The organism is Streptomyces sp. NPDC001914 (assembly GCF_042891215.1).
GTDB lineage: Bacteria > Actinomycetota > Actinomycetes > Streptomycetales > Streptomycetaceae > Streptomyces.
Window position 1 is genome coordinate 126,017 of the sequence record NZ_JBIASW010000001.1, and the last position, 23,295, is coordinate 149,311.

Consider the following 23,295-nt stretch of genomic DNA (forward strand, 5'->3'; position numbering starts at 1 on the left):
GACGAAGCAGCCCGGAGCTCGTCGCCAGGTGTCGAGCGCGATGCACGATGCTCAGAGGCCACTCGTTCGCCGCGGAAGCAGTTCGTATGCGTTCCGCGCCGAGTACGACGCGCGTCAGCCGACCCGAGGGCCGACCGCCAGGGTCAATTCAAGGACCCTGTTCGGTGATGCGAGGTCCGGGAACAGCTCTCGGAGCTGCGTCATCCGGTAGCGGACCGTCTGAGGGTGGACGAACAACTCCGCCGCCACCTCGTCCCGCCTGCCCTGGTGCAGCAGCCACGCCCGCAGCGTCTCCTCCAGCCGTCGTGCTGTCGCGACAGGCAGGGCCCGCAACGGTGCGAGGGCCCGGGCCCGCAGGTCCGCGAACGCGTCCGCGTCGGCGCTCAGTACCAGCTCGGGCAGGTGGTCCTCGGTGTCGCGGATTTCGGCGGAGAGGGAGCGTGCTCGTACTGCTCGTGCGTACGAGGCGGACGCGCGAGTCCATGGCCGGGCCGGGCCGACCACGGCGGCGCGGTCCGTCAGCTGCCGCAGGAGATGCGATCGGTCGGCGTCGGGGACGAGCAGCACACCGGTGGCGTCCGGCAGATCGTCGAGGACGAGGGTGCTCGGGTCGAGCGCGCGGTAGGCGGGCCGGGCCTGGTCGGCGGGCAGCAGGACCGCGGTCAGTGAGACCGGGGGCTGCCACCCGGCCCGTTGAACGGAGGCCAGCAGCACGTCCGGGCTCGCGCCGGCGAGGAGGTCGCGGGCGAGGTGTTCCAGGTGGCGCTCGTGGGCCCTGCCCTGGGCGGCCAGTTCGTCGGCGTGGCCCGCGGCGCTCGCGGCGGAGAGCTCGTCGATGTAGGCGAAGGTCAGCTCGGCGAACTTGGCGACCTCGGCTGCGGGCAGACCTGCGGGTACGGCACCCGCCGCCAGGCATCGCCAGGCCACGCGGGCGCCGACGCGGTAGGCGCTGAGCAGGGCGTCCATCGAACGGCCGTCGCGCACCTCGCCGCGGCCCAGCTCGTAGGCCGCGTCACCGCCGTCGCCGCCTGTGGCGTTGCCGCTCGCGAGGTCCAGGTAGTGCCCCAGCGCGGTGCGGACGGCGCGGCGGATGGTGCCGCCCATACGGCCCGAAAGGGCGTTGGCGTAGGAAGGGACCTCGTCGATGATCGCCTGGACGACCTCGTCGGCGGTGGTCTTCAGCGCGGCCCGAAGCGCGGTGACCGTCGTCTCGTCCAGTGCCAGTTCGCTGGCCCTCTGTGTTACATGGCTCACGTTGTTATTCCCTGCGAACAATTCCGCCGATCAGATTCACGTCCTGCGGTCAGGACTTTACGCCCTGGGACGCAGCAAGCTGGGGCCATGACGAGTACAGCCGTCCGCACCAGGGCGTGGAAACTGCTGGAGATGGTCACGACGCCGCTGCTGCCGTCGGACTACCTCGACCTGGTCAGCCCGCTGCGTGCGGGCGCCGACCTGCGGGGGCGCATCGAGGCAGTGCATCGCGAGACGGCAGACGCCGCGACCATCGTTATCCGGCCGGGACGGGGCTGGCGGGGCCACACGGCCGGTCAGTACGTGCGGATAGGGGTCGACGTCGACGGGGTGCGCCTGTGGCGTGCCTACTCCCTCACCTCGCCGACAGACCGCCGGGACGGCCGCGTCACGATCACCGTGAAGGCGATCCCGGACGGCAAGGTCAGCAACCACCTGGTCCGCAGGACGACACCGGGCACGCTGGTCCAGCTCGACCAGCCGACCGGTGACTTCGTGCTCCCGCAGGCCAAGCCCGCCAAGGTGCTCTTCCTGACGGCCGGCAGCGGCATCACGCCCGTGATGGGCATGCTCCGCGACACCGGGTTCGACGACGTCGTCATGGTCCACAGCGCGCCACAGCCGCAGGACGTGATCTTCCGCGACGAACTGCACGACCTGGTCGCGGACAAGAAGCTGCGGCTCACCGAGGTGCACACCGACACGGACGGCATGCTCGACATCGCCCGTCTCGACGAACTCGTGCCCGACTGGGCCGAGCGCGAGACCTGGGCCTGCGGGCCCGCGGGCCTGCTCGACGCCGCCGAACAGCGCTGGAGCGAGCACGGCGTACCGGAGCGCCTGCACACCGAACGCTTCCGCCCCAGCATCGTCGTCGCCGGCGACGGCGGCGAGGTCACGTTCAGCGCGACCGGGAAGACCGTCGACGCGGACGGCGCCACGCCGTTGCTGGACGTCGGCGAGGAAGCCGGTGTGCTCATGCCCTCCGGGTGCCGCATGGGCATCTGCTTCGGCTGCATCACGCCGCTCAAGGCGGGCGCCGTACGTGACCTGCGCACCGGCGAGATCACCGAGGCCGAGCCGGGCGTCCTCATCCAGACCTGCGTGTCCGCCGCCGCGGGCCCCTGCGACATCGAACGGTAGGAGCACCTTGACCGCCATCGACCCCACCGCCCACCTGACCGCGGAGCAGATCGAGGAGCTCGGCCGCGAGCTGGACGCGATCCGCGACGAGGTGATCGCCAGCCGGGGCGAGAAGGACGCCGCCTACATCCGCAAGGTCATCTCGGCGCAGCGCAAGCTCGAGCTGGCCAGCAGGGGCGTGCTGCTGTTCTCGTTCTTCCCGCCGGCGTGGCTGCTCGGCACCGCAGGTCTGTCCGTGGCGAAGATCATGGACAACATGGAGATCGGCCACAACATCCTGCACGGCCAGTGGGACTGGATGCGGGACCCGAAGATCCACTCCACCACCTGGGAGTGGGACCACGTCTCTCCGGCCGATCAGTGGAAGCACTCGCACAACGAGCTGCACCACACGTACACCAACGTGATCGGCAAGGACAACGACCTCGGCTACGGCATCATGCGCGTCGACGAGGACCAGAAGTGGCACCCGTTCCACCTCGGCCAGCCGCTGTGGAACTTCATCAACGCCTGCTTCTTCGAGTACGGCATCGCGGCGTACGACCTGGAGCTCGGCAAGAACCTGCACAAGCGGCGCCGCAACAACCCGGAGTTCCGCGCCCAGGCCAGGGCCGTGGGCCGCAAGATCCGCAAGCAGGTGCTCAAGGACTACGTGATCCACCCGCTGCTGTCGGGCCCGTCGTTCCTCACCACGCTCGCCGCCACGTTCACCGCCAACCTGGTCCGCAACATCTGGTCCCACTCGGTGATCATGTGCGGGCACTTCCCCGAGGGTGTGCAGGTCTTCGAGCGCCGGTCGATCAAGGGCGAGACGCGCGGCCAGTGGTACCTGCGCCAGATGATGGGCTCGGCGAACATCAGCGGCAGCAAGGCCATGCACTTCATGACCGGCAACCTCTCGCACCAGATCGAGCACCACCTGTTCCCGGACCTGCCGAGCAACCGGTACGCCGAGGTCGCGGTGAAGGTGCGCGCGTTGTTCGAGAAGTACGAGCTGGAGTACGTCACCGGGCCGCTGCCCAAGCAGGTGTTCTCCGCGTGGCGCAAGGTCGTCCGGCTCTCGCTGCCGAACAAGAAGCCCAAGGTCAAGACGCCGGACCGCGAGCGAGAGCTCGTCGCGGCCTGATGCGCGGTATCGGTTCCTTCGTCCGTAGCAGCGGCGGTCTCCGGGTTTCGTGAGATCCGTTGCCGGCGGCGGGCGACCGTGACCTCTGACCGTACGACACGAGATCCAGGCAGCCGGGTTCCCGCCTGCGCTGCCTGGACGACGTGCGCCAGGAGCCCAGCACGCCTTGTGCGCCAGGAGCTCCGCACGCCTTGCAAGAGCGACAGCTCACAACACGCTAATTTGGGGCGCCTCGACGCAGAGGAGAGCCCCGTGAGCAAGGTCGTCATGTACAGCTCCGTATCGGTGGACGGCTTCATCGCGGACGGGAACGACCAGCCCGGACCGCTGTTCGACTGGTTGTCCAGCGGTGACGTGCCATTGGACGAGAGCGGCGTGGTGAAGGTGTCACAGACGTCCTACGACTACATCCGGCCGTACTGGGACCAGATCGGGGCGACCGTCGTCGGCCGCCACGTCTTCGACATGACGGACGGCTGGGACGGGACACCTCCGAGCGGTGTCGACCACGTGGTCGTCGTGACACACCGGCCGGAACCCGAGGGCTGGGACCCCGCGGCGCCGTTCCACTTCGTCGACGGCGTCGAGGCAGCCGTGGCCAAGGCACAGGAACTCGCGGGTGACCGCATCGTCGAGGTCGCCGCCGGGGACGTCGGCGGCCAGGTGCTTGCCGCGGGTCTGATCGACGAGGTGCGCATGGACGTCGTACCCGTCGTGTTCGGGTCCGGCAAGCGCTACTTCGGCTCGGTCCAGGTGCAACACCTGCTGGAGGATCCCGACGTGGTGATTCAGGGCAACCGGGTGCTTCACCTTCGCTATCAAGTGCACCGTTGACCGATCCGAGCCGCAGACGTCCGAGCCACCTGATCACCCCCTGCCTTTGGACCGCCGGGGACCCCTCGGCTGCGGGCGGAGTGCCTACATCAGCGCAGAGACCGTGGACAACAGCCCCTCGGAGTCCGTTTCCGTAATTCCGGCTCCCGCACGCCGGCGTCACGCCCGCGCCCAGTGGCCATGACGCCACACTGAAGGTCCGCGACATCGCCGAAACCGGTGCGCAGGTCGACCCAAAGTAGCGGCCCCGGCCTCCGCTGAACCGGGCTGCGTTCCCGTGCTTGCCATAGGCGATCACGGCGCCGTACATTCCCTCCACCCGGCTTGTCCGGCCGCTTATCTATCCCCTTTGAGCACATGAGGAGCGCCCGGTATGACGGGTGTACTGGCGGTCGCAGGCGGCACCGCATCCGGCAAGTCCACCCTTGCCGAAGCCCTGTCGCTGCAGTGTCCCGAGAGCATCGCACTGGTCCATCTGGACGACTACTACGTGCCCGCGCACGACCCCTTGATGGGCGTGTGGACGGCCAGCGCCGACGGGCACGCCGTCCTCGACTGGAATCATCCGGGGTCGATCGACGAGACAGCGGTGACCCACGCCATCGACGCGGCGCTGCTGCGCCCCGGCGTGCTGTTGGTGGTGGTCGAGGGCCTGTTCGCGCTGTCGCTGCCGTCCGTGGTCCGGCGGGCCGCGTGGCGGGTGTTCGTCGACACCCCCGACGACATACGCCTGGCCCGCAAGATCCTCCGGAAGATCGAGGTGCAGCGGCAGGACCCCGGACTGTCCCTGCGCAACTATCTGCAGACCGGCAGGGACCGCCACACGGCCCACGTCGCGCCCTCCCGGGCAGCGGCCGATCTGGTCGTGGACGGAACCGCGAGCGAGGCCGAGATGATGGCCGCCGTCATGCCGCTGATCGGGGCGGCCCTCACGCCGGAGCCCGCGGTGGCCTCCCGGGCAAGCGGGGTGTCCGGTGTGAGCCGTACCCCCGGGATCCCGGCGTTCGCACTGTGACGTGCGCCGGGACACCAGCCCCGGCGAGGAACACCGCTTGATCACCCTTCCGGCAACACAGCCGTAGCTCCCGCGGGCTCTCAGGCGAATCACGACAGATCTCCAGTTCGCCTTGCTACAGGTGAACTGGAGAAATGCTGGTGGACGGCATGGTGCGGGCGCCGGCCTACGGCGTCATTCCGTGGGCAGCGTGAGCGCCAGCTTGCCCGTGGCGCGGCCGTCGAGAAGGTGTCGGACGGCTGCGGCGGTCTCGGCGAGCGGGTACACACTGTCGACCACAGGGCTGAGCGTGCCTGCGTCGATGAGATCGGTCAGGTCGCGGAGCCCGTCGGCGTGCTCGGAGGCAATGAAGGTGCCGAGGTGCTGGCCGGTGAAAGGGGACAGCATCTGCGCTCGGACCTGCCGGTCGGCGCCGCCGAGCCAGAGGCCTTTCGCCTCGCCTCCGGTGATGACGAGCCGGCCGCGGGGCGTGAGGGCCCGGCGCAGATCCCGCAGGCCGCGGTTGCCCGCGATGTCGATGACGGCGTCGTACCGGCGTGGGCCGGCGAGGAAGTCCTCGCGGGTGTAGTCGATCACGTGGTCGGCGCCCAGCGCTCGTACGGCGTCGAGCTTGGGGGTGCTCGCGACGGCCGTGACCCGGGCGCCGAAGGCGTGGGCGAGCTGGACGGCGAAGGTGCCCACGCCGCCGGCGGCACCCGTGATCAGGACCTGCTGGCCCTCCTGGACCTTGCCCTTGTCGCGGACCGCCTGGAGTGCGGTGAGCGCGCTGACGGGGACCGTCGCCGCCTCCTCGAAGGTGAGTCCGGCCGGCTTGGGGGCGATCCTGTCGGGGCGGGTGGCGGCGTATTCGGCGAACGCGGCGACCGCCGTTCCGTAGACCTCGTCGCCGGGCGCGAACCCGGTCACGTCGGGGCCCACCGCCTCGACGACACCGGCGATGTTGCGGCCGGGGTTGGGGAGCTTGGGCCTGCGGAGCCCGCTCACGGGCCGCACCGCGTAGGGCAGGCCGGCCATCATGTGCCAGGTGCCCCGGTCGACGCTGGAGGCGCGCACCCGCACCAACACCTCGCCCGGCCCGATGCCGGGCCGGGTGAGCCGCGCCGGGCGCAGCACCGCTTCCGGCTCGGTGCCGTAGCGCTCCTGCACGACGGCCGCCATCGTCTCGGTCCCACCAGTGGTCGCGATCGGCTCGCTCATGTTCCGCATCGTCAGTGCTCCCGCTTCCGGCTCCCTCGTACTTACGGCGTAAGTACTTACACCATAAGTACAACACTTACGACGTAAGCTGGTCAACGCCGGGAGACCACGACCGGAAGACCACGAGAGGAAGTGACCGTCGACCGTGACCCGACGGACCACCCCGCAGCCGACCCGCGAGACGCTCACCCGGCAGCGGGTGCTGCACGCCGCCGTCGAACTCGCCAACGCCGGCGGCCTGGAGACGCTCAGCATGCGCAAGCTCGGCGAGGCTGTGGGTGTCGAGGCCATGTCCCTGTACAACCACGTGGCCAACAAAGAGGACCTGCTCGACGGCATGATCGATCTGGTCTTCGGCGAGGTCGAACTGCCCACGCCGGGTGACGACTGGCGGCAGGCCATGCGGCAGCGGGCCATCTCCATGCGCCACGTACTGTCCCGCCACCGCTGGGCCATCGGGCTGATGGAGTCACGGTCCACTCCGGGCCCGGCCACTCTGCGCCACCACGATGCCGTGCTCGGCTGTCTGCGCCAGAGCGGGTTCTCCCTCGCTCTGACCGCCCACGCCGTCTCGCTTCTCGACAGCTACATCTACGGGTTCGCCCTGCAGGAGAAGACCTTGCCCTTCGACTCCCCGCAGGAGACCGCGGAACTGGCGGATTCCATCATGAGCAGCTTCGGCGACGGCCAGTACCCGTACCTGACCGAGATCGCGACCGCTCACGTCATGCGTCCTGGGTACGCCTATGGCGACGAGTTCGAATTCGGATTGGACCTCATCCTCGACGGCCTCCAGCGAGCGGCGGGCTGACGACCCAGGGGTGGGGGCGGCCTCGCCGCACCATCCGGTGCGCTGTCGTACCGGATGGTGAGGGCAGAACGGCAGCGAAGGCCCCAAACGCATGGCCGAGGGGCACTAAATAAGACACGACCACCGCACCTGCTTGGCCTTTCTCGGACTCGCCGCGGACCTCCGCGAGATCCCGTCCAAGAGGCAGATAGGTGCACCGCGCTTACGGCCTCCCAACAGGTAAGCTCCGCGAACCAAGTCCGCCTGTCCGGGCTTCCGAGTTCTGTGGGGGGACTCCGATGACGTTCCGTCTGCGTGCGCTGCGCGCCGTTCTGCTGTTGGCCGGATTCTTTCTGATGGGAATCGGGCTGCTGGCGGCCATGGCGGTACTGGACTGGCTCCTGGTCACACAAATGCTCACCGCGCGAGCGGCCCGGTTCGAGGGTGCGATCATCGCCGTCACCGTGCTCCTGGCGCTGGTGATCCTCAGGGGCATGTTCACCTTCCTGCGCGCCGGGCGCCTCGGACGGATGGACCACGCCGTCGCCGTCGGCCCCGATGACCAGCCCGAGCTGTGGGCGCAGGTCCGGGCCGCCGCCGACGTGGCGGGGGAACGACCGCCGGACGAGCTGTACCTCGTGGACGAGGTGAACGCGGGGGTCGCCGAACAGAGCCGCCTGCTGGGCTTGTTGCCCGGACGGCGCCGCATGGTCCTGGGCCTACCGCTGCTCGCGGGTCTGACCGTGCCCCGGCTGCGTGCCGTCCTCGCCCACGAGTTCGGGCACTACGGTCATCGCGACGGCCGGCTCGGCGCTCTCACCATGCGCGGCCGGCAAGCGGTGCTCCACACGGTCGAGATGTTCCAGGACGGCAGCACCTCGATCCACCAGGCGATCGGCGGTTTGTACGTCGGCTACGCCCACATGTTCCTGCGCACCTCGCAGTCCGTCGCCCGCGACCAGGAGTTCGCCGCCGACCAGACGGCCGCCGAAACCGCCGGCCGTGACGCGACAGTCGCGGCCCTGAGAGCCTTGCCGGTGATTGCCGCCGCCCACGCCCACTATGTGCAGACGTACGCCGGAATGGGGGCGCCGATGGGCGCCCTCCCTCCGGTGGGTGAGGTGTACGGCGGATTCCGTCGGCTCGTCGCCGCCCGGCCCGGCGACCGGCTCGCCGTACTCGCCGCGGGGACGCGTCCTCCACGGCCGCACCGGTACGACTCGCACCCTCCGGGCGCCGAACGGATCGCCCGCATAGAGGAGTTGGCCCCCGACGGTCGGACCGACGGCTCGGACGGTCCGTCCGCCCTCACCCTGCTGCGCGATGCGGAGCTGGTGTTCGCGGCGCTGGAAGCGCGCCTGCTGCCTGCAGAGGTCGTCCAGTTGCCCCGTATGAGCTGGGAAGACCTGGTCATGGCGCGCGCCGTCGTCGACGCGGAGGGCTGGTCCCAGCCGCTGCGCGTCGCCGTCGGCAGGGCGCTGCGCTCCTCCGGGGAGCCGACGGTGTCACGTACTCCTGCCCAGGTGGAGGACGGAGAGGCGCTCGTCCGCCAGGGCGGCCCGGCCGCTCGGCCGAACGAAACCGCCCTGCCGGACCTCGACGAGGTGCTGGACGCGTTCGACCGCGGGTTGCTGTGGATGGAGATAGCCGACCGGATGCCCAAGCCTCCGCAGGCGTCCCGGCTGACCGGACCGTCGGCCCGGAACTTCATCCGGCCCAAGATCTTCGACGGACTCGCCGGAATGGTCCATCTGCATCTCGTCCGAGAGGGACATGCGGTTCCCGACACGGGCTGGTCGGGGCAGCCCGGACTGGCGCTTCCGGAGCAGTGGGAGAAGGGGCTGGACGAAGCCCTGGACGCGGCCGTGGCCGACACACCCGACACCACCGCGCTGCGATCGCTCCTGGCGGGTAGCGACAGCGCCTCCGCGCGGTTGTCGCTCGGGAACTAGTGCCGCAGCAGGCACCGTTCGCCATGCCGGTGGCTACTCTGACGACGTGGCCGATGAAAAGGAAAGTGGGAACGGCTCGGTCCCAAGCCCCTCGTGGGAACACCCGGTAGTGGCCACCCTCGCGCTGGAACTGGGCGGCCTTGCTGTCTCCGGGTTGATCGCTCTGGTGGGGTGGCCGTTCGGGTGGCTGCCCGATCCCAGTCTCGTCGGCCTCGTGACGGGTCTGATCGCGATCGGGCCTGCGACTGAGGTGTACCGCGCGGCAGGCCCGCCGCGTCGGCTTGCTGTTGTCGCCGCTCTCCTTGCGCTGGCAACGGTGAGACTGGTCGTGACTCCGGCAGTGAACTGGGCCTTTCCCTCACTGGCTGATCCGGACGTCGGTAGCCTCGTCGGCTACCTTGTCGCGTTGCCCATCGGCGTGGCTGTGTTGGCCCGGTTCCTCACCAGGGCGAACGTTGCCTGATGCGGCGCTGGCGAGCCGGCCGTCTGCGGACTCATCTGCGGGCGGATAGCGTCACGTTCACGATGAAGGGGGATTCGCGATCATGACGGCGCGTGAGATTCCGCCTCGCGTGGTCGCCGCGGAACGTGTCGCCTCGGAGGCGGGTTTCAGGGGGAGTTGCGTCCCTGAGGTGGGCAGGTTGCTCAGGCTGGCCGCTGCCGCGAAGCCTCACGGGGTCATCGCGGAGAGTGGCACCGGCTCGGGCGTGGGGACCGCCTGGCTGCACAGCGGGCTGGGCGCCGGTGCCCGTCTGATCACCGTGGAGCATGACGGGGAGCTGGCCCGTCGAGCGGCTCGTCTGTTCGCGGACGACGATCGCGTCAGCGTGCTCACCGGGGACTGGCGGTTGCTTGAGCACCATGCCCCGTTCGATGTCTTCTTCTGCGACGGAGGAGGCAAGCGGGACGATCCCGAGGGCGTTGTCGAGCTGCTTGCTCCCGGTGGCCTGCTCATCCTGGACGACTTCACGCCATCGCCCCATTGGCCGCCTCGCTTCGGCGGCGAGGTGGACGAGTTGCGCCTGTCCTACCTCATGCATCCAGCCCTGGACGCCACTGAAGTACTCACAACACCGTCCAGTTCTGCGGTTGTTGCAGCACGCCGGCTCTAGCCTGGAAGCCGTGTACCGGAGCCGTTCCTTGTGTTGGAACGCCCGTACGCCGCGCAGGCGACTCAGCTCGCCCCACGACAGCGTGCAGTTGCTTCCTGTCCGTGCTCGTACCAGCACGTGTCGATCTCACGTCCGTCGCCCAGGGTGAACCGTGCCGGTCCCGAGGCAGGAGTGAAGCCCGCTGTCGTGAGTGCTCCTCGAGATGCCTTGTTCGTCGGCTCCGCACCCGCTCGTACGACCTTGAGGCCGAGATGCCGGTGACCGAGCTGGACGGCCGAGCGGAACAGCTCGCCTCCCAGTCCCTGCCCGCGGAAGTCCGGAGCCAGCCAGCCACCGATCTCACCGGACTGCAGGCTCACGCTCGTCGCGCCCGCGTATCTGCCGTCGGCCACGTGCACGGCGGTCAGCTCGACGAAGTCCCCGGACCCCTTCTCGACCTTCCTCATCATCTTGAAGCGATCGCGGGGCGCGAACCCTGACAAGTCGTTATCGGCGCGTATGGACAAAAACAGTTCTCGAACTTCTGCGTCCTGCACGACCTCGTCAGTCCTCAACCCCAGCCAGCGCTGCGCCTCTGCGTCAGAACGAGCCGCCGCAGGAACCCAGACGTCCAGGGCGATGAGTGGCGTGTAGAGCAGCAGACGCTCGCTGCGCAGCACGTGTCTGCCCTCACCGCACCGACCGCGCAGAGGTGGATGAAACGGTCCCGCGGGCCGGCGGAACAGTTTTTGCCACATCATGCCCCCAGTGAGAAACCCGCCGACGTGCTGTTCCAGCACCGCGCGATGGCCGAATATAACCCGTCTCCGCTGGTGCCCATGAGCCTGGGCGTCGACGCCCTGCACGGGACGAGGTGCCTGGAGGCGCACGCTGGAGCCATACCTCTCTGTGCATACGGTCAAGCGGGTTGTACGGTTCCGCTCATGAAGATCCGACCGCGGGCCGCCATGACCGCGCAGAGCACGCGATCATGAAAATGCTGGGCTTCGGGAGATGTCTGTGTGGGAGAAGTTCCTCGTCACCATGATTCTGGCGATCATGGCAGAGTCGCTGCTTCGCCGAATACGGAGGCGGTGGCGCAAAGTACGCGTCCGGCAGACGGTCGCCGCACTGAGCCGCGGGGACACCGCCCACATCCGCTGTGCCGCACGGTTCCGCAACTCGGGCGGCGGTCGACACCGCGCGCGCCTGACGGTTCAAGCCGACGACGTTTCCCTTTCCACTTCAGACGGAACAGTTGCGAAGCTGCTGTTCAGGTCTCCACTCACCGGTGTCGAGGTCGTCGCCGAGCGCTCGATGCTGGTGTGCGACGCGGACGGGCGGCAGCTTGAGATCTTGCTCCCCGCGGGGGAAGACCGTCTTTTCCATGCCGTCGTAGCCAGACTCCTGGGCTGCGGCAACGAACACCCGGCTGCCGACGCCGCTGCATGAGTCTCGACAGCACCGGAGCCGACCAGAACGCCGGGGGGAGGCGGTGGGCACGCCGCGGATGGGCAGCCGGGCCGCCCGGCCTTGGCAGGGGATGCCGTAGGGCTTGGCGGGCGATGCCGTAAGGCTTGGCAGGGGATGCCGCAAGCCTTGGAAAGCGAGGCCGTAGGGTTCTGCCTCGTGCACCAGCTTGAGATTTCCGACCTGATCACGGCGGTGGAGCCGCGCAGCGGCCGCCGGCTCCCGGTCCGGCGCGCCCAGGTGATCCAGCAGCTCCGTGAGAGCGGAGACGAGCGCGCGGCCCGGATCGTTGCCCAGCTGCCCGCGGACCAGGACGGCGTACTCGACCCGCATGCCGTGGACCGCCTGCTCATCAGCGTGCACACCGAACTCCAGCGTCTGAGCGAGGAGCTACGGGTCGGTGAACGCCTGGTCCACCTGCTCGGTCCGCTCTTCACCGCCATCCGGTCGACGGGCGCGCACCCCGGGCCGTACCGACTCGTCGACATCGGGTGCGGCTTGGGCTACCTGGTCCGCCGGCTGGCGGCCACCAACGCCCTCGGAGCGGACGTCGAGCTGGTCGGGGTCGACCTCGACGCCGCGCTGGTCGGCGAAGCCGAACGGCTGGCCCGCGCCGAAGGGCTCGACTGCCGCTTCGCCCACGGAAACGCCTTCGACATGCCGGAGGCGGCGACCGTCTACGTCTCCACCGGTGTGCTGCACCACTTCCGTGGTCCGGCCCTGGCCGAGTTCTTCCAGGCCCAGGCCGCTTCACCGGCGCTTGCCTTCTGCCACTTCGACATCGCCGCGACCCGCCTGGCCCCCGTCGGCGCCTGGGTGTTCCACCGCGCCCGGATGCGTCACCCCCTCGGCCGCCACGACGGTGTCGTCTCCGCGCGGCGCGCGCACAGCGACGAGACACTGCTGCGCGCCGCCGCCGCACCCGGCGTCCAGCCGCTGCTGTACGAGCCGCGCGGTTCGGTGAACCCGTTCTGCACCACGTTGCGGCCGGTCATCGGGGTACGCCCGCACCTGGAGGCGCCGCTCCGCCTGGCCCTGGGGCGGGCCGCGCGCCGGCTGGTCGGCCCGGAGCACCTGGCCGAGGTCAGCGCATGACCGCCGCCATACTGCTCGTACTACTCGGCCTGATCGACGCGTCGTTCAGCGGATTCCGTGCCTACGCCGGCCGTGACGCCCGTATCCGCAAGCACCGGGCCACGGCACGAGCGGCCCTGCGCGGGCTGGCCGTCGGGGCCGTCCTGCTGCTCGCCCCCGCGCTGACCGCCGCCATCGTCCTGTTGACCGCGTCCGACCGGGCCGCGACCTTCGACACGCTGGCCGCCGGAGGCCTCGGCTACCTGCTCCCGCTCGCCCTCTACGCCACCGTCGTACTGGTCTCACTCGCGGCGTACTTCGCCCTGCCCTTCCGGGCCAGCACCCTCGCGGTGGTCATCGGCCTCGGCCCGCTGACCCTGCTGCGCCCGCTCGCCGTCGCCACCGCCTGCCTCGGCGCCCTCATCAACGGTGGCGGAGCCCAGTCCCTCCTGGTCGGCACGATCGCGGGCGCCGCCGTGCTGTGCGTCGAACCTGCGGTCCACCGACGCTGGTACCACGGGGTGCAGTAGAAGACCTGGGTGACGAGGTGCGGTTGCCACAGCACCCCCGGGATCTCAGTGACCAGCACGCGCCACTACGGTGGTCCGATGTCATCGGTCAAGAAGTTCCAAGTCACCTTCGACTGCGCGGAACCCGAACGTCTCGCTCGTTTCTGGTGCGAGGTGCTGGGGTACGTCGTACCGCCGCCACCGGAGGTGTTTGGCACGTGGGACGATTTCAGGCGCTCGCAGCCACCTGAGCAGCGGGATTCATGGTTCGCGTGCGTAGATCCCTCAGGTGTCGGCCCGCGTCTGTACTTCCAGCGCGTCCCGGAGGGGAAGGCCGCCAAGAACCGGGTGCACCTCGATGTGCGGGTCGGTACCGGACTCGTGGGTGAGGAGCGCCTGGCCGCACTGCAGGCCGAATGCGATCGGCTGGTCGCGCTCGGCGCGGTACACGTGCAGACGCTGCTCGCCGATGGCATCAACGAGTCGACGATCCCGATGCGGGACATCGAGGGCAACGAGTTCTGCATCGACTGAGGGGTCTCCCACTTCTTCCACGAACGTGTCTTCGTTCTGCTCCCCATGAGCCAGGACGAAGAACCCCCTCCCGACCTGCCCGGGCGATGCTCTTCAGCTGCTTCGACTCGCAGGCAGGGGCGCGGTTCCTCCGGCACCGGGCCCTCGGTGAAGGCCGTCGAGGTCAGCCCGCTCCAGCGGTGTCGAACCGGCCGAGTCGTCGGCGTTCTTCCAGAGCGCTCCGAAACGCGCGAGGTAGTGCCACACCTTCTTGACCGCCTGGGGGTCATGGTGGCCAGCGCGTACGGCGTCTCCGACGTTGCGAGGATCGAGTACGCCGTCGACCGCGATCCGCACGCCCAAGTCGACGTACTCCTGGCCGCGGTAGCCGGGATGACGGCGGAGTTCCTCGACTCCGAGCCGGAAACCGGAGTGCCACTCCACGGGGCAGCCAAGACGCAGGGCCGCCGACTCGACAGCCGTGCCTTGGTAGCAGGGGTCCAGGACCAGCGACTCCGCATGGCAGTCCGGCCGGACCGGCCCGTGTATCTGCGCCTCGATGTGGTCGTCGAGGTCGTCTGGGCGGTCGGCGAGGGCAAGCTCGATGAGCGCCATGCGGTCCGCGACGCCGAAGTCCGTGGGGTCGGCGGAGCTGTCCGGGTAGCAGAACGTGGTCCGTGCCAGCGTGTCGGCGGTCAGCCGGAAGTGGGCGGAGCCGAACCGCGGCGCCGCGCCGGCCGGCCTGCGCCGGTAGTTCACTGCTCCGTAGACGGGTCGCTCACGAGCAGGTGCTTCGTCGTATGCCCCGTTGAAGATCCGGCTCTCCCAGCGCCACCGGTCGCCGCCGGGATGCGCGGTCAGTCCCCCGTTGCTGGTCCCGGTGACGAACTGCGAGCGGTAGACACCGTCCTCAGCCATGGCGTCCAGGATTGGTCTGCCGTGCAGCAGACGGTCCGGGTGGAAGTTGAGGGTCACCCGCAGTGTTGGGTCCATCGGAGGGCCCGACGCGAGTTCGGCGACGTACTGAAGGGCCCGTTCCTGCGGTCTCGGAGAGGGTGCGGAGCTCATCCGCGCAGTGTTCCCCAAGCTGATCAACCGGCACACGCGAATTGTCTGTCGTCGGCTCGTCCGGGCCGCACAGAGCATGATCGCCGAGAGTGACGCACTCTTCGTGGCAGGCAAAGGCGTCCAAGGTCAGGACTGCGCGGTCCGGAACGCGAGATACCGGCTGAAGGCTTCGTGGCTGTCGGGGGTGAAGCGCCACTCCCCCAGGGCCGACCGCAGCTCCGGTTCCGTCAGCCAGTCGTGCCAGGCGACCTCATCGGGATCGGGGACGACGGCACCCGGTACGACAGTTTCGTGCACGCCGAGCCAGTGAGGACTCAGACCGCTGCGGTTGAGGAACGTGAACAGCAAGCGCGGCAGCACCCGAGTGCCCAGCTCTTCGGCCAGCTCGCGTGCGGCAGCCTGTTCATAGGACTCACCGACGTCCACGGCGCCACCGACCACGACCTCGTAGAACCCGGGGAAGCGCGACAGCCGCTCCGCCCGCCGGTGGACGAGGATCCGCCCGCGCTCATCACGACACACCGTCACGGCGACCCGGTGCAGCCAACCCTCCTGGATCGCCTGTCGGCGGCTGACCACCACCCCCAGCACACGGTCCTGATCGTCGACACGCTCCACCAGTTCGTCCACGACGCACACCCTGGCAGAGCCCACTGACAACACCGCTTCACGACGGCTCAAGGAGGGTGTTCCGAGAGCACCCGCCCGACCGACTGAGCCGGCCGTCATGCGCCCAAGGGCTTCCGAGGGTGCTTCGTACCGGTCACCATGAAGGTCCGTCAGCGATCCGGGGGTGCGAATTGAGTGAGGTCGGGGACGTTCTGGAGGGGCGGCCGAAGCAGGTCGGACCCGCGCCCTGGCTGGCGCTGGCCTGTCTGGTCGGGGGGCTTCTTGGCTACCTCGTGCTGACGAACTTCACCGGAGAGCTGCAGGCCGCGCTGTGGGGCGAGCCCGGGACCGTGACCGAAGCCGACTGCCGGACGTACGACAACACGGTGGCCAACGCGGGAACGTCGACGTCCTGCTCGGGCACCTTCGCCCCGGACGGCGGCGGCTCGTCGTTCGACGTCCCCGTCGAGGGCGACGTCGGCTCGCGTCCGGTCCGCGCGTCGTTGGTGGGCGGCTCGTCCGGCACCGCGTACGTCTCACCGACGGTGTGGACGGGAGTGTTCCCGGTGGGGCTCTCCCTCCTCCTGGCCGGTCTCCCGCTGGCGGTGACGGTGAAGTACGCGCGCCGCGTCCGGGCGGGGCGCCATGGCATCGACCTTCCGAAGCCGAAGCCGAAGCCGAAGCCGGAGCCGGAGCAGAGCTGAGTGAGCCCGAACGGCCGGGCTCGGGGTCCCGGCCGTTCGGGCTCACGACTTGTGGAAACGGTCCGCAGGGGTCGTAGAACGGTGTGGGCTACCGGACCGTGGCCTTCGCGGCGCTCTCGACGAGACGGGTCACGACTGCGGGGTGCGAGATCATGACGACGTGGGAGCCGTTGACCTGCACCGTGTGGGAGCCTGCGCGGCGGGCTTCGAAGCGCTCCAGGTCGGCACCGATGGCCTTGTCCTGCTTGGCGACCAGGGCCCAGGACGGGATGGTGCGCCAGGCGGCCGCCGTGGGCGCGTCCTCGAAGGCGGAGGCGCTGATGGGGCGCTGCTCGACGGCCATGACCCGGGTCTGGGACTTGGGCAGGTCGGCGGCGAACACACGGTGGAACTGGGCCGGGTCGATGGTGAGCTCGATGCCGGTGGAGCCGTCGGCGTTGGTGAACGGTGCCGGGCGCAGGGCGGGCTGGAGCTCCGAATCCTGGGACCTGGCGGCGAGTTGGCCGAGGACCTCGCCGCGATCGGGCATGAAGGCGGCGATGTAGACGAGGGCCTTGACGTCGCGGTCACCGGCGGCGGCCTGGGTGATGACCGCACCGCCGTAGGAGTGGCCGACCAGGACGATGGGGCCGTTGATGTTCTTGAGGACGCTGGCGATGTAGGTGGCGTCCTGCGGCAGGCCGCGCAGCGGGTTGGCCGGGGCCACGACCTTGTAGCCGTCATCCAGAAGGCGCTTCGCCACACCGTTCCAGCCGGATGCGTCGGCGAAGGCACCGTGGACCAGGACGACCGTCGGCTTCGGACGGGACGGGCCGCTCTGATCCGCGGAGGCCGACGGGGTGAGGGAGAAGGTCAGCAGGCCGAGCAGGCCGGCTGTCGTGGCGGCGGCCCAGCTCAAGCGTCGTGCGCGCATGGGATTTCCCTGAGGGTGAGGGTGCAGGTCGGTTCCGGATCGTGCTGTGTTCGCATCAACTGATCTCATGACAAACCTGTTGATATTCGGCCAAGTTAACATCCGGAGTTGGGCTTCGCCCCGACGCAGGAATGTGGTGTCGCGCGTCCACCCCGATGGGCCACTGTCGCCGCCTGGAGGTCATCGCCTGCCCCTCGCCCGCCGCCTGGGATGACCTCGCTTCAGGGATCAAGCAGCCCACCGACGGTTCGTGACGACCGCCCGGTTCGCGGCGGCGCGCGTCCCGCCCGCCCCGGCGCCCGGCCCCGTGCACGACCGCCGGATGCGTCAAAGCTTCGGTGAGCGTCGCAGTGTCAGTACCGCCACGTCGTCGTGCTGGTCGCCGCCCCCGGCGAACGCGCGCGCGTCGTCGTAGAGTGCACGCGGCAGCTTGGTGGGCGAGATCGGCATGTGCTGGGCGAGGCGTTCGGTGAGGCGCTCGGTGAGGGGGTAGAAGGCGCCGTCCGCCGCACGGGTCTCGGTGAGTCCGTCCGTGGTCAGGAGCAGCGTTGCGTCGGGAGGGAAGACGAGTCAGTCGACGGTCGCGGGTTCGACGGCGAGGTCGGCGAGTCCGAGGGGGACGCCGGACGTGAGGATCGGTGTCGTCACGCTTGCCTCCTGCAGGACCTGTGGCAGGACGTGGCCGCAGTTGATGGCCTGTGCCTCCGCGCCCGCGTCGATGTTGAGGATCAGCGCGGTGACGAATCGTTCGTCGTCGCCGGTCTTCGCCGCGTAGGAGTTGTGCCGCACGACGGAGGCGTCCAGGGCGTCGACGAGGGCGGTCAGGGTGGGCTGGCTGTGGGCCGTTGCGCGAAAGGCACCGATGACGGCGAACGCGGCGCCGACCGCGGGGAGTCCTTTGCCCTGGACGTCGCCGATCAGCACCCTGGTCCCCCACGGTGATTCGACGACGTCGTAGATGTCGCCGCCGACCAGCCGATCCTCCTGCACGGGCTCGTACAGACCGTTCACCAGGACGTCGTCGGTGACCGTGGGCAAGGGACGCAGGATGTGGCGTTGCATCGCGGCCGCGGTGGAGCGCAGCCGCAGCATCTCCTGCTCGCGGCTCACGCGGCGGTGGCAGGCGTAGACGGAGGCGGTGCCCAGGACGAGGGTGCGCAGGATCATGAGGATCCTGTCGAGCCACGGCCGCCCGTCACCGTGCCGGACGAGCAGGGTGACGATGACCACGAGTTCGGTCCAGGCGAACACGAACTGCGTCTGGCGGACGGTGCACAGCGCCGAAGCGGCCCCCGGAAGGAACACGAGAAGGCCGAGAAGCCACACCGGGGATTGCGATTCGGCGCCCAGGATCACCACCAGCAGCGTCACCGACGCGACGACGACCACCACTTGGGTCTCGCTCGGTGGTGCGATGCCCTCGGCCGGACGCGCCTGATTCTTCGCATGCTTGCGGAACGCGGGACCTCCGGGACCCGGCGGAGTATTTTCACCCATACCGTAGGCAGGCTCGGCAGGTGGGCGGCCGCGCCCCGCCGGACGACAGGTGCCGCAACAACCGGGAAGGGGCCCGGCCGAAAAGTCCGATGCCGTCACTCTGCTGCCCCCGGCCGTCCGCCCGAGCCCCGGGCCTCGCCCAGCAGGTCAGACGCCGTGAGCCGAGACCGTCCGCGTCCTGCGTGACATGAGGCACGCGGCCTGGCGACGGTGTCCGATGCGAAGGTGAGGCATCAACCCCGGTCGGCCGATGGCACGCGGCCGAATCCGCCACGCGGTACCGGCTCGCCCCACCGTCCGTGGACCTGGCTCCGCTCCTCGCACCTCACCGCACTCGTCGGCTCCCGGTGCGCCGTCCTGCGCGCCGCCTCAGCGCAGGTCGGCATTGGTCAGGATCCGCTGCGCACTGCCCGTCCGGGCGACGCGCAGCATGGCCCTGCCGAGCCGGTCGGAGGTGGTGACATACGCCGGGAACAGACGTTGCAGCACCGGTGTGAGTGGCGCCATCGCCGCGTACATCACCCGGTACCAGCGGGTCTTGGAGGTGGCGCCGTAGGTCGGCTGGATGATGCCGGGCCGGAAGGCGTAGCCGTTGGGGAAGAGCTCCAGTACCTCGTTCTCCGTACGGCCCTTGACCCTCGCCCACATCGCCCTGCCCTGGGCGTCGGTGCCAGCGCCCGAGACGTAGACGAAGACCAGATTCGGGCTCAACCGTGCGAGGGGGCGTGCCGCGGCAAGCGTGTAGTCGTGGGTGATACGGGTGTACTCGGCCTCGTCACGCCCTGCGGCCGAGACGCCCAGACAGTAGAAGCACGCGTCATAGCCGCCGAGCACGCCCTCGATCGCGGACAGGTCGGCGAAGTCGGCATGCATCAGCTCGGTGAGCTTGGGGTGGCTGCGACCGGTCGGCGTGCGCCCCACGACGAGCACCCGCTCGACGTCTTCGGCGAGCAGACACTCCCGGAGCACCCCCTGACCGACCATGCCGGTCGCGCCGAAGATGATGACCTTCACTGTTCTCTCCTCTGATCCGGATGACTCTACTGAGTCTGGTGAATCGGGTAGCGGAGAGATCCACGGAGGGCCGACCGTCCGTTCTGGGGAATGGCGGATCTCCCGTCACTGGTACGACGGATCCTCCCAGGGGCCGACACTGCGCGAACGGACGGGTTCGACGAAGCGCGGAGGGACGCTGTGCGGGTGTTCGGGGCCCCAGTTGGTCGGCTGCCCTTCCATGACCACGCGAGCGTCGGTGGTGTACCAGTCGACCAGGTCGCTGTCGGACCGCACGATCCAAGTGCACCCCTTGTCCGCGTCGGCGGTGAAGTCCCCATGCCGGATGAGGGCGGGACGCCAGAAATAGGTGCCTGGCCACATCTTGCCGTAGTTGTAGTCGAAGGCGCCGTCGAGGCAGTAGGCCTCCTCCGTGCACGGGTGGTGGGCGAGCGGCTCTTCCCGCCAACCCGGCTTCGCCTTGATCAGTCTGCTGTAGAACCCCGTCTTCTCGTCCCGGTGCAGCATCTTGATGTAGAGACCGGGAACGGGTGTTCCCCCGAGGTCGAAGCGCATGGGGCTGCCGTCGCGTACGTCGATCCAGGGCATCCGCGAGGTCTGCAGGACGACCAGTTCCTGGTCCGGGCGCAGCCCTTCACGGTCGGCGTCCGCGGGGTCGAAGCGCCAGTCGCCGTGCTCCCGGAACAGCAGGATCTCCGTGCCCGCCTCGACAGTGATCGCGGGAGTGAGAACGCCTGCCGGAGCCATCCAGAAGCCCTCCGCGTCGAGCGCGGTGCCTCCGATCGTGACCCTGCCGGACAGGACGTACCACTCGGTGGCCGCGTGATGAAGCCCCGCCGGCCGCGACCAGTCGGTGGTGAACCGTACCTTCAGTGATGCCGAGCCGTCCTCCTCGTCGTAACTGAGGTTGCGCTGGCGGGCGTTGCCTTCGGCGTGCTCGAACTCGCCCGGGTGCCAGATCAGATCGCGCTCGTCGACGAGCTCCACGTGCGGCCGCATGGCGGCTCCCTCCACGTCGGGTGCGATTTCCAGTACGGAACGTAGCGCTTAATAAAATGCGGTACAAGATGTACCGTTAATCGGGTGACGCAGCCCGGACGCCCCGCGGGGCCCACCTCGGAGACCGAGACCGTCGTTCTGACCGCCGCACTCGACCTGCTCCTCGCCGAGGGGGCCGGCGCGCTGTCGCCGCAGCGGCTGCACTCGGTGACCGGCGTGTCCCGCTCGACGATCTACCGGCACTGGCCCGCGCCCCGCGACGTGCTGGCGGCGCTCATCGAGGTCGCTCCGCGGCCCGGCCCCGCTCTCACGGGCGTGCCGCGTGCCGATCTGCACGCCGCGGTGGACGCGCTGTGCGACCGGCTGCGCGACAAGCCGGTCAGCGGGTTCCTGCACGCGATCGTCGCGGCGGCGGCATGGGACTCGGCGATGGCGGAGCTGCGCCACCGCTACGTGGACGACCTGCTGGCGCCGTTCCGTGCGGCACTCGTGCCCACCGGCCTGACCGTGGCGGCGCGGGAGGATGCCGTCTCCGAGATCGTCTCGCCCCTGCTGCTCGACACCCTGCTGCTCGACAGGCACCCGGCGCGCATGCGCGCCCACCACACGGTCGACCGGATCCTGGACGCGGCCTCGCTGGGTCCGCTCCTCCCGCCGGGCCCGGGGCCGCATCATTCGCCGGGCAGGCGCCGTGACGAATCCGATGGTCCACCACCGACGGTCAGCTCCTGATCCAACAGGTCCAGGAAGCGCAGGGCGGCCAGGCCGTCGCCCTCGCCGACAAGCTCCATGGCCCGCCGTGTGGCCTGGACCAGGAAGCGGGAGTGATCGGCGGCCACCTCGCGGGCGGTGGGTTCGCAGTACAGATGGACCACCCTCCGGTCTGCCGTTTCGCGCACGCGCTTCACGTGCCCCGCCTTCTCCAGCCGGTCCAGACAGGCCGTGACGGAGCCGGAGGTGAGGCCCAGCTGCCGGCCGAGCCGGCCCGGGGTCAGGGGGACCGGCGCGTCGACGATGGCGTCGAGGGCCTGGATGTCGGTGACGTGCAGGCCGGTTGCGCCCGCGAGGCGCCGGGCGAGCCGGTTCATCTCTCTGTTGATACGGCGCAGGCTCAGGGCCATGGCCGTGAGCCGTGCGTCGGTGGCGGCATGCTGCTGGGCGTCGTCAATTGCGTTGTCCGGCCGGTTGGCCATGTCCACCTGCACAGGTTCTGCCGGGCGGTGCCCGCCCGCGGACCGTGGGGCGGGCGGGCACCGGCTCGGACGGGCGGTCAGGATCCGCTGAGCGTCTGGATGACTCCGGCCGCGCGCAGGGCCTCGTAGCGGCTGCCGCCAGGGCGGTGTGTGCCGGCAACCGTGCCGGTGGCGTCGTCGGTGGCCCAGGTGGTGGCGAACTCCTGGAGGACGGCGACGTTGGCGGCCTGGGGTGTGCCGTTGGGCAGGGTGCACAACGCGTCCGTGCTGGCGCCCTCGGCATCGCAGTGCGAGCCGGTGGTGAGCCGGATGCCGAGGAAGTCGCGGTGGACGTCCGTGGTCAGTTCCTTGGTGCCGGACGCCTGGCCGTTGGCGAGGTACGGGGGTGACGAGATGGCGTGGACGGGCAGGTCCGTGGTGTTCAGTCCGTTGAGGGCGTTGGCCATGTTGAGGCCGATGAACGAGTTGACGGGGTCCAGGAGGACGAGCCCGGAGAGCCGGGCGAAGGCGGACGGATAGTGCGTACGGAGTCGGTTGGCGACGTAGCTGACGGCCTCCCCGCCGGCGGAGTGGCCGGAGAAGACGAACTTCTCGGGAAGTCGGAGGCCGGGGCGGCCCGCCTTGGCCGCGGCGTCGGCGAAGCTGCGGCCGAGCTTGTCAGTGGGGTCGGAAGCCTTGCCGAAGAGGTCGGCCACGTTGTCCAGGAAGGCTGTGTTGTTGCCGAGGTTGGAGACGGTGCAGCCGAAGGTGTCGGCGGACGGCAGGGTGGGGGCGAAGACGACGAAGCCGACGGCCGCGTAGCGGCGGGCCATGTCTTCGAGGTTGCCGTTGGATCGGCTGAAGCCGTGCTGGAGCCACACGGTGCCCTTCGGGGCGTCGGCCGGGAAGTACCAGTCGCCGGAGCGCTTGTAGGTCAGGAAGGCACAGCGGACGTCGACGGTGTTGGAGACCTTGACGACTCCGGCGGATGCCGACTGCTCCGCGCCGGTTGCGGACGGGACGGCGGCAGCGATGACGGCGGCGGTGAGGGCCGCGGTGGAGAGAAGGCGCGCGAGGGACGTACGTCTGCGTGAGATGGCGCTCATGGGGACTCCAGGAGGGGTGGCCGCGAGGCGTCGCGGCGTCGCCGGCCGGGACCGGATGGTCCGCAGCGTGTTTCCACTGTCAGAACTCTGTTCCTCAGGTGCTCCGCTCCTCTGGAGCCCGAGCGGGATCACGGCGTCAGCGATACGGGCACCGCTTCTCGCGGGGCAGACAGGGGGAGCGCCGGGACGGGCCCGGCGGGACGTCGGACGCGGTGGTGCGGCGGGGGTGTCCGCTGCGCCCGCGG

The 23,295-nt window shown here is 69.6% G+C and carries 24 protein-coding genes and 1 pseudogene; 14 read left to right on the top strand and 11 right to left on the bottom strand.

The annotated features are described in order from the left end of the window. Nucleotides 1-114 precede the first annotated feature (114 nt). Nucleotides 115-1,254, bottom strand: a complete 1,140-nt coding sequence (locus ACFYYF_RS00615) for a PucR family transcriptional regulator (protein ID WP_388769786.1) — start codon at nucleotides 1,252-1,254, stop codon at nucleotides 115-117. 87 nt (nucleotides 1,255-1,341) lie between these two features. Here ACFYYF_RS00615 and ACFYYF_RS00620 point away from each other — a divergent pair, with 87 nt between their 5' ends. The 4 genes from ACFYYF_RS00620 (at nucleotide 1,342) to ACFYYF_RS00635 (ending at nucleotide 5,372) form a co-directional block, all read left to right on the top strand. Then, a complete protein-coding gene (locus ACFYYF_RS00620; RefSeq protein ID WP_388769788.1) occupies nucleotides 1,342-2,397 on the top strand; it encodes a ferredoxin reductase in 1,056 nt (351 codons plus the stop codon). Between the two features lie 7 nt (nucleotides 2,398-2,404). Continuing rightward, entirely contained in the window at nucleotides 2,405-3,523 is a 1,119-nt protein-coding gene (locus ACFYYF_RS00625) for an acyl-CoA desaturase (RefSeq protein ID WP_361691073.1), read from the top strand. A gap of 252 nt (nucleotides 3,524-3,775) precedes the next feature. Further along, a complete protein-coding gene (locus ACFYYF_RS00630) occupies nucleotides 3,776-4,357 on the top strand; it encodes a dihydrofolate reductase family protein (protein ID WP_388769790.1) in 582 nt (193 codons plus the stop codon). A 373-nt stretch (nucleotides 4,358-4,730) separates the two neighbouring features. Continuing rightward, entirely contained in the window at nucleotides 4,731-5,372 is a 642-nt protein-coding gene (locus tag ACFYYF_RS00635; protein ID WP_388769792.1) for a uridine kinase, read from the top strand. A 174-nt stretch (nucleotides 5,373-5,546) separates the two neighbouring features. On the opposite strand, the gene ACFYYF_RS00640 is transcribed toward ACFYYF_RS00635, so the two are convergent. Further along, complete coding sequence (locus ACFYYF_RS00640; protein WP_388769794.1) at nucleotides 5,547-6,569, bottom strand: NAD(P)-dependent alcohol dehydrogenase; 1,023 nt, start codon at nucleotides 6,567-6,569, stop codon at nucleotides 5,547-5,549. A gap of 145 nt (nucleotides 6,570-6,714) precedes the next feature. On the opposite strand from ACFYYF_RS00640, the gene ACFYYF_RS00645 reads away from it, so the two are divergent. The 4 genes from ACFYYF_RS00645 (at nucleotide 6,715) to ACFYYF_RS00660 (ending at nucleotide 10,423) form a co-directional block, all read left to right on the top strand. Further along, on the top strand, nucleotides 6,715-7,380 hold the full coding sequence (locus tag ACFYYF_RS00645) for a TetR/AcrR family transcriptional regulator (protein WP_388769796.1): 666 nt from the start codon (nucleotides 6,715-6,717) through the stop codon (nucleotides 7,378-7,380). A 278-nt stretch (nucleotides 7,381-7,658) separates the two neighbouring features. Beyond that, nucleotides 7,659-9,311 (top strand): M48 family metalloprotease, encoded by a 1,653-nt coding sequence (locus ACFYYF_RS00650; protein WP_388769798.1) that lies wholly within the window; start codon nucleotides 7,659-7,661, stop codon nucleotides 9,309-9,311. 46 nt (nucleotides 9,312-9,357) lie between these two features. Then, entirely contained in the window at nucleotides 9,358-9,774 is a 417-nt protein-coding gene (locus tag ACFYYF_RS00655; RefSeq protein ID WP_388769800.1) for a hypothetical protein, read from the top strand. A gap of 82 nt (nucleotides 9,775-9,856) precedes the next feature. Next, nucleotides 9,857-10,423, top strand: coding sequence for an O-methyltransferase (locus ACFYYF_RS00660; RefSeq protein WP_388769802.1), 567 nt, complete (start codon nucleotides 9,857-9,859; stop codon nucleotides 10,421-10,423). A gap of 62 nt (nucleotides 10,424-10,485) precedes the next feature. Here the strand turns inward: ACFYYF_RS00660 and ACFYYF_RS00665 are convergent, their stop codons facing one another. Further along, nucleotides 10,486-11,082, bottom strand: coding sequence for a GNAT family N-acetyltransferase (locus tag ACFYYF_RS00665; protein WP_388769804.1), 597 nt, complete (start codon nucleotides 11,080-11,082; stop codon nucleotides 10,486-10,488). A 340-nt stretch (nucleotides 11,083-11,422) separates the two neighbouring features. Between ACFYYF_RS00665 and ACFYYF_RS00670 the strand changes: the two genes are divergently transcribed. From ACFYYF_RS00670 to ACFYYF_RS00685, 4 genes are all read left to right on the top strand, one after another. Further along, nucleotides 11,423-11,854, top strand: coding sequence for a hypothetical protein (locus ACFYYF_RS00670; protein WP_388769806.1), 432 nt, complete (start codon nucleotides 11,423-11,425; stop codon nucleotides 11,852-11,854). A 177-nt stretch (nucleotides 11,855-12,031) separates the two neighbouring features. Next, nucleotides 12,032-12,967, top strand: a complete 936-nt coding sequence (locus ACFYYF_RS00675; RefSeq protein WP_388769808.1) for a class I SAM-dependent methyltransferase — start codon at nucleotides 12,032-12,034, stop codon at nucleotides 12,965-12,967. After that, entirely contained in the window at nucleotides 12,964-13,476 is a 513-nt protein-coding gene (locus ACFYYF_RS00680) for a hypothetical protein (RefSeq protein ID WP_388769810.1), read from the top strand. Before ACFYYF_RS00675 ends, ACFYYF_RS00680 begins: the two co-directional genes overlap by 4 nt. Nucleotides 13,477-13,554: 78 nt before the next feature. Continuing rightward, entirely contained in the window at nucleotides 13,555-13,989 is a 435-nt protein-coding gene (locus ACFYYF_RS00685) for a VOC family protein (RefSeq protein WP_388769812.1), read from the top strand. A 93-nt stretch (nucleotides 13,990-14,082) separates the two neighbouring features. Here the strand turns inward: ACFYYF_RS00685 and ACFYYF_RS00690 are convergent, their stop codons facing one another. Next, complete coding sequence (locus ACFYYF_RS00690; protein WP_388769814.1) at nucleotides 14,083-15,036, bottom strand: DUF3626 domain-containing protein; 954 nt, start codon at nucleotides 15,034-15,036, stop codon at nucleotides 14,083-14,085. A gap of 126 nt (nucleotides 15,037-15,162) precedes the next feature. Beyond that, on the bottom strand, nucleotides 15,163-15,666 hold the full coding sequence (locus ACFYYF_RS00695) for an NUDIX domain-containing protein (protein ID WP_388769816.1): 504 nt from the start codon (nucleotides 15,664-15,666) through the stop codon (nucleotides 15,163-15,165). 170 nt (nucleotides 15,667-15,836) lie between these two features. Here ACFYYF_RS00695 and ACFYYF_RS00700 point away from each other — a divergent pair, with 170 nt between their 5' ends. After that, on the top strand, nucleotides 15,837-16,349 hold the full coding sequence (locus tag ACFYYF_RS00700; protein ID WP_388769818.1) for a hypothetical protein: 513 nt from the start codon (nucleotides 15,837-15,839) through the stop codon (nucleotides 16,347-16,349). Nucleotides 16,350-16,437: 88 nt separating this feature from the next. Here ACFYYF_RS00700 and ACFYYF_RS00705 read toward each other — a convergent pair whose 3' ends face one another. The 4 genes and pseudogenes from ACFYYF_RS00705 to ACFYYF_RS00720 all read right to left on the bottom strand — a co-directional run bounded on the left by ACFYYF_RS00705 (nucleotide 16,438) and on the right by ACFYYF_RS00720 (nucleotide 20,772). After that, nucleotides 16,438-17,262 (bottom strand): alpha/beta fold hydrolase, encoded by an 825-nt coding sequence (locus ACFYYF_RS00705; protein ID WP_388769820.1) that lies wholly within the window; start codon nucleotides 17,260-17,262, stop codon nucleotides 16,438-16,440. Nucleotides 17,263-17,589: 327 nt separating this feature from the next. Continuing rightward, nucleotides 17,590-18,759: pseudogene (locus tag ACFYYF_RS00710) on the bottom strand (PP2C family protein-serine/threonine phosphatase). A 369-nt stretch (nucleotides 18,760-19,128) separates the two neighbouring features. Further along, nucleotides 19,129-19,773, bottom strand: a complete 645-nt coding sequence (locus ACFYYF_RS00715; protein WP_388769822.1) for an NAD-dependent epimerase/dehydratase family protein — start codon at nucleotides 19,771-19,773, stop codon at nucleotides 19,129-19,131. A 105-nt stretch (nucleotides 19,774-19,878) separates the two neighbouring features. Next, nucleotides 19,879-20,772: a DUF4437 domain-containing protein gene (locus tag ACFYYF_RS00720; RefSeq protein ID WP_388769824.1), complete on the bottom strand. Its 894-nt coding sequence runs from the start codon at nucleotides 20,770-20,772 to the stop codon at nucleotides 19,879-19,881. Between the two features lie 84 nt (nucleotides 20,773-20,856). Here ACFYYF_RS00720 and ACFYYF_RS00725 point away from each other — a divergent pair, with 84 nt between their 5' ends. Further along, nucleotides 20,857-21,504 (top strand): hypothetical protein, encoded by a 648-nt coding sequence (locus tag ACFYYF_RS00725; RefSeq protein WP_388769826.1) that lies wholly within the window; start codon nucleotides 20,857-20,859, stop codon nucleotides 21,502-21,504. Here the strand turns inward: ACFYYF_RS00725 and ACFYYF_RS00730 are convergent. Further along, complete coding sequence (locus ACFYYF_RS00730) at nucleotides 21,444-21,965, bottom strand: MarR family winged helix-turn-helix transcriptional regulator (RefSeq protein WP_388771498.1); 522 nt, start codon at nucleotides 21,963-21,965, stop codon at nucleotides 21,444-21,446. The genes ACFYYF_RS00725 and ACFYYF_RS00730 overlap by 61 nt on opposite strands. Before the next feature lie 77 nt (nucleotides 21,966-22,042). Further along, entirely contained in the window at nucleotides 22,043-23,050 is a 1,008-nt protein-coding gene (locus ACFYYF_RS00735) for an alpha/beta hydrolase (RefSeq protein WP_388769828.1), read from the bottom strand. Nucleotides 23,051-23,295: the final 245 nt, after the last annotated feature.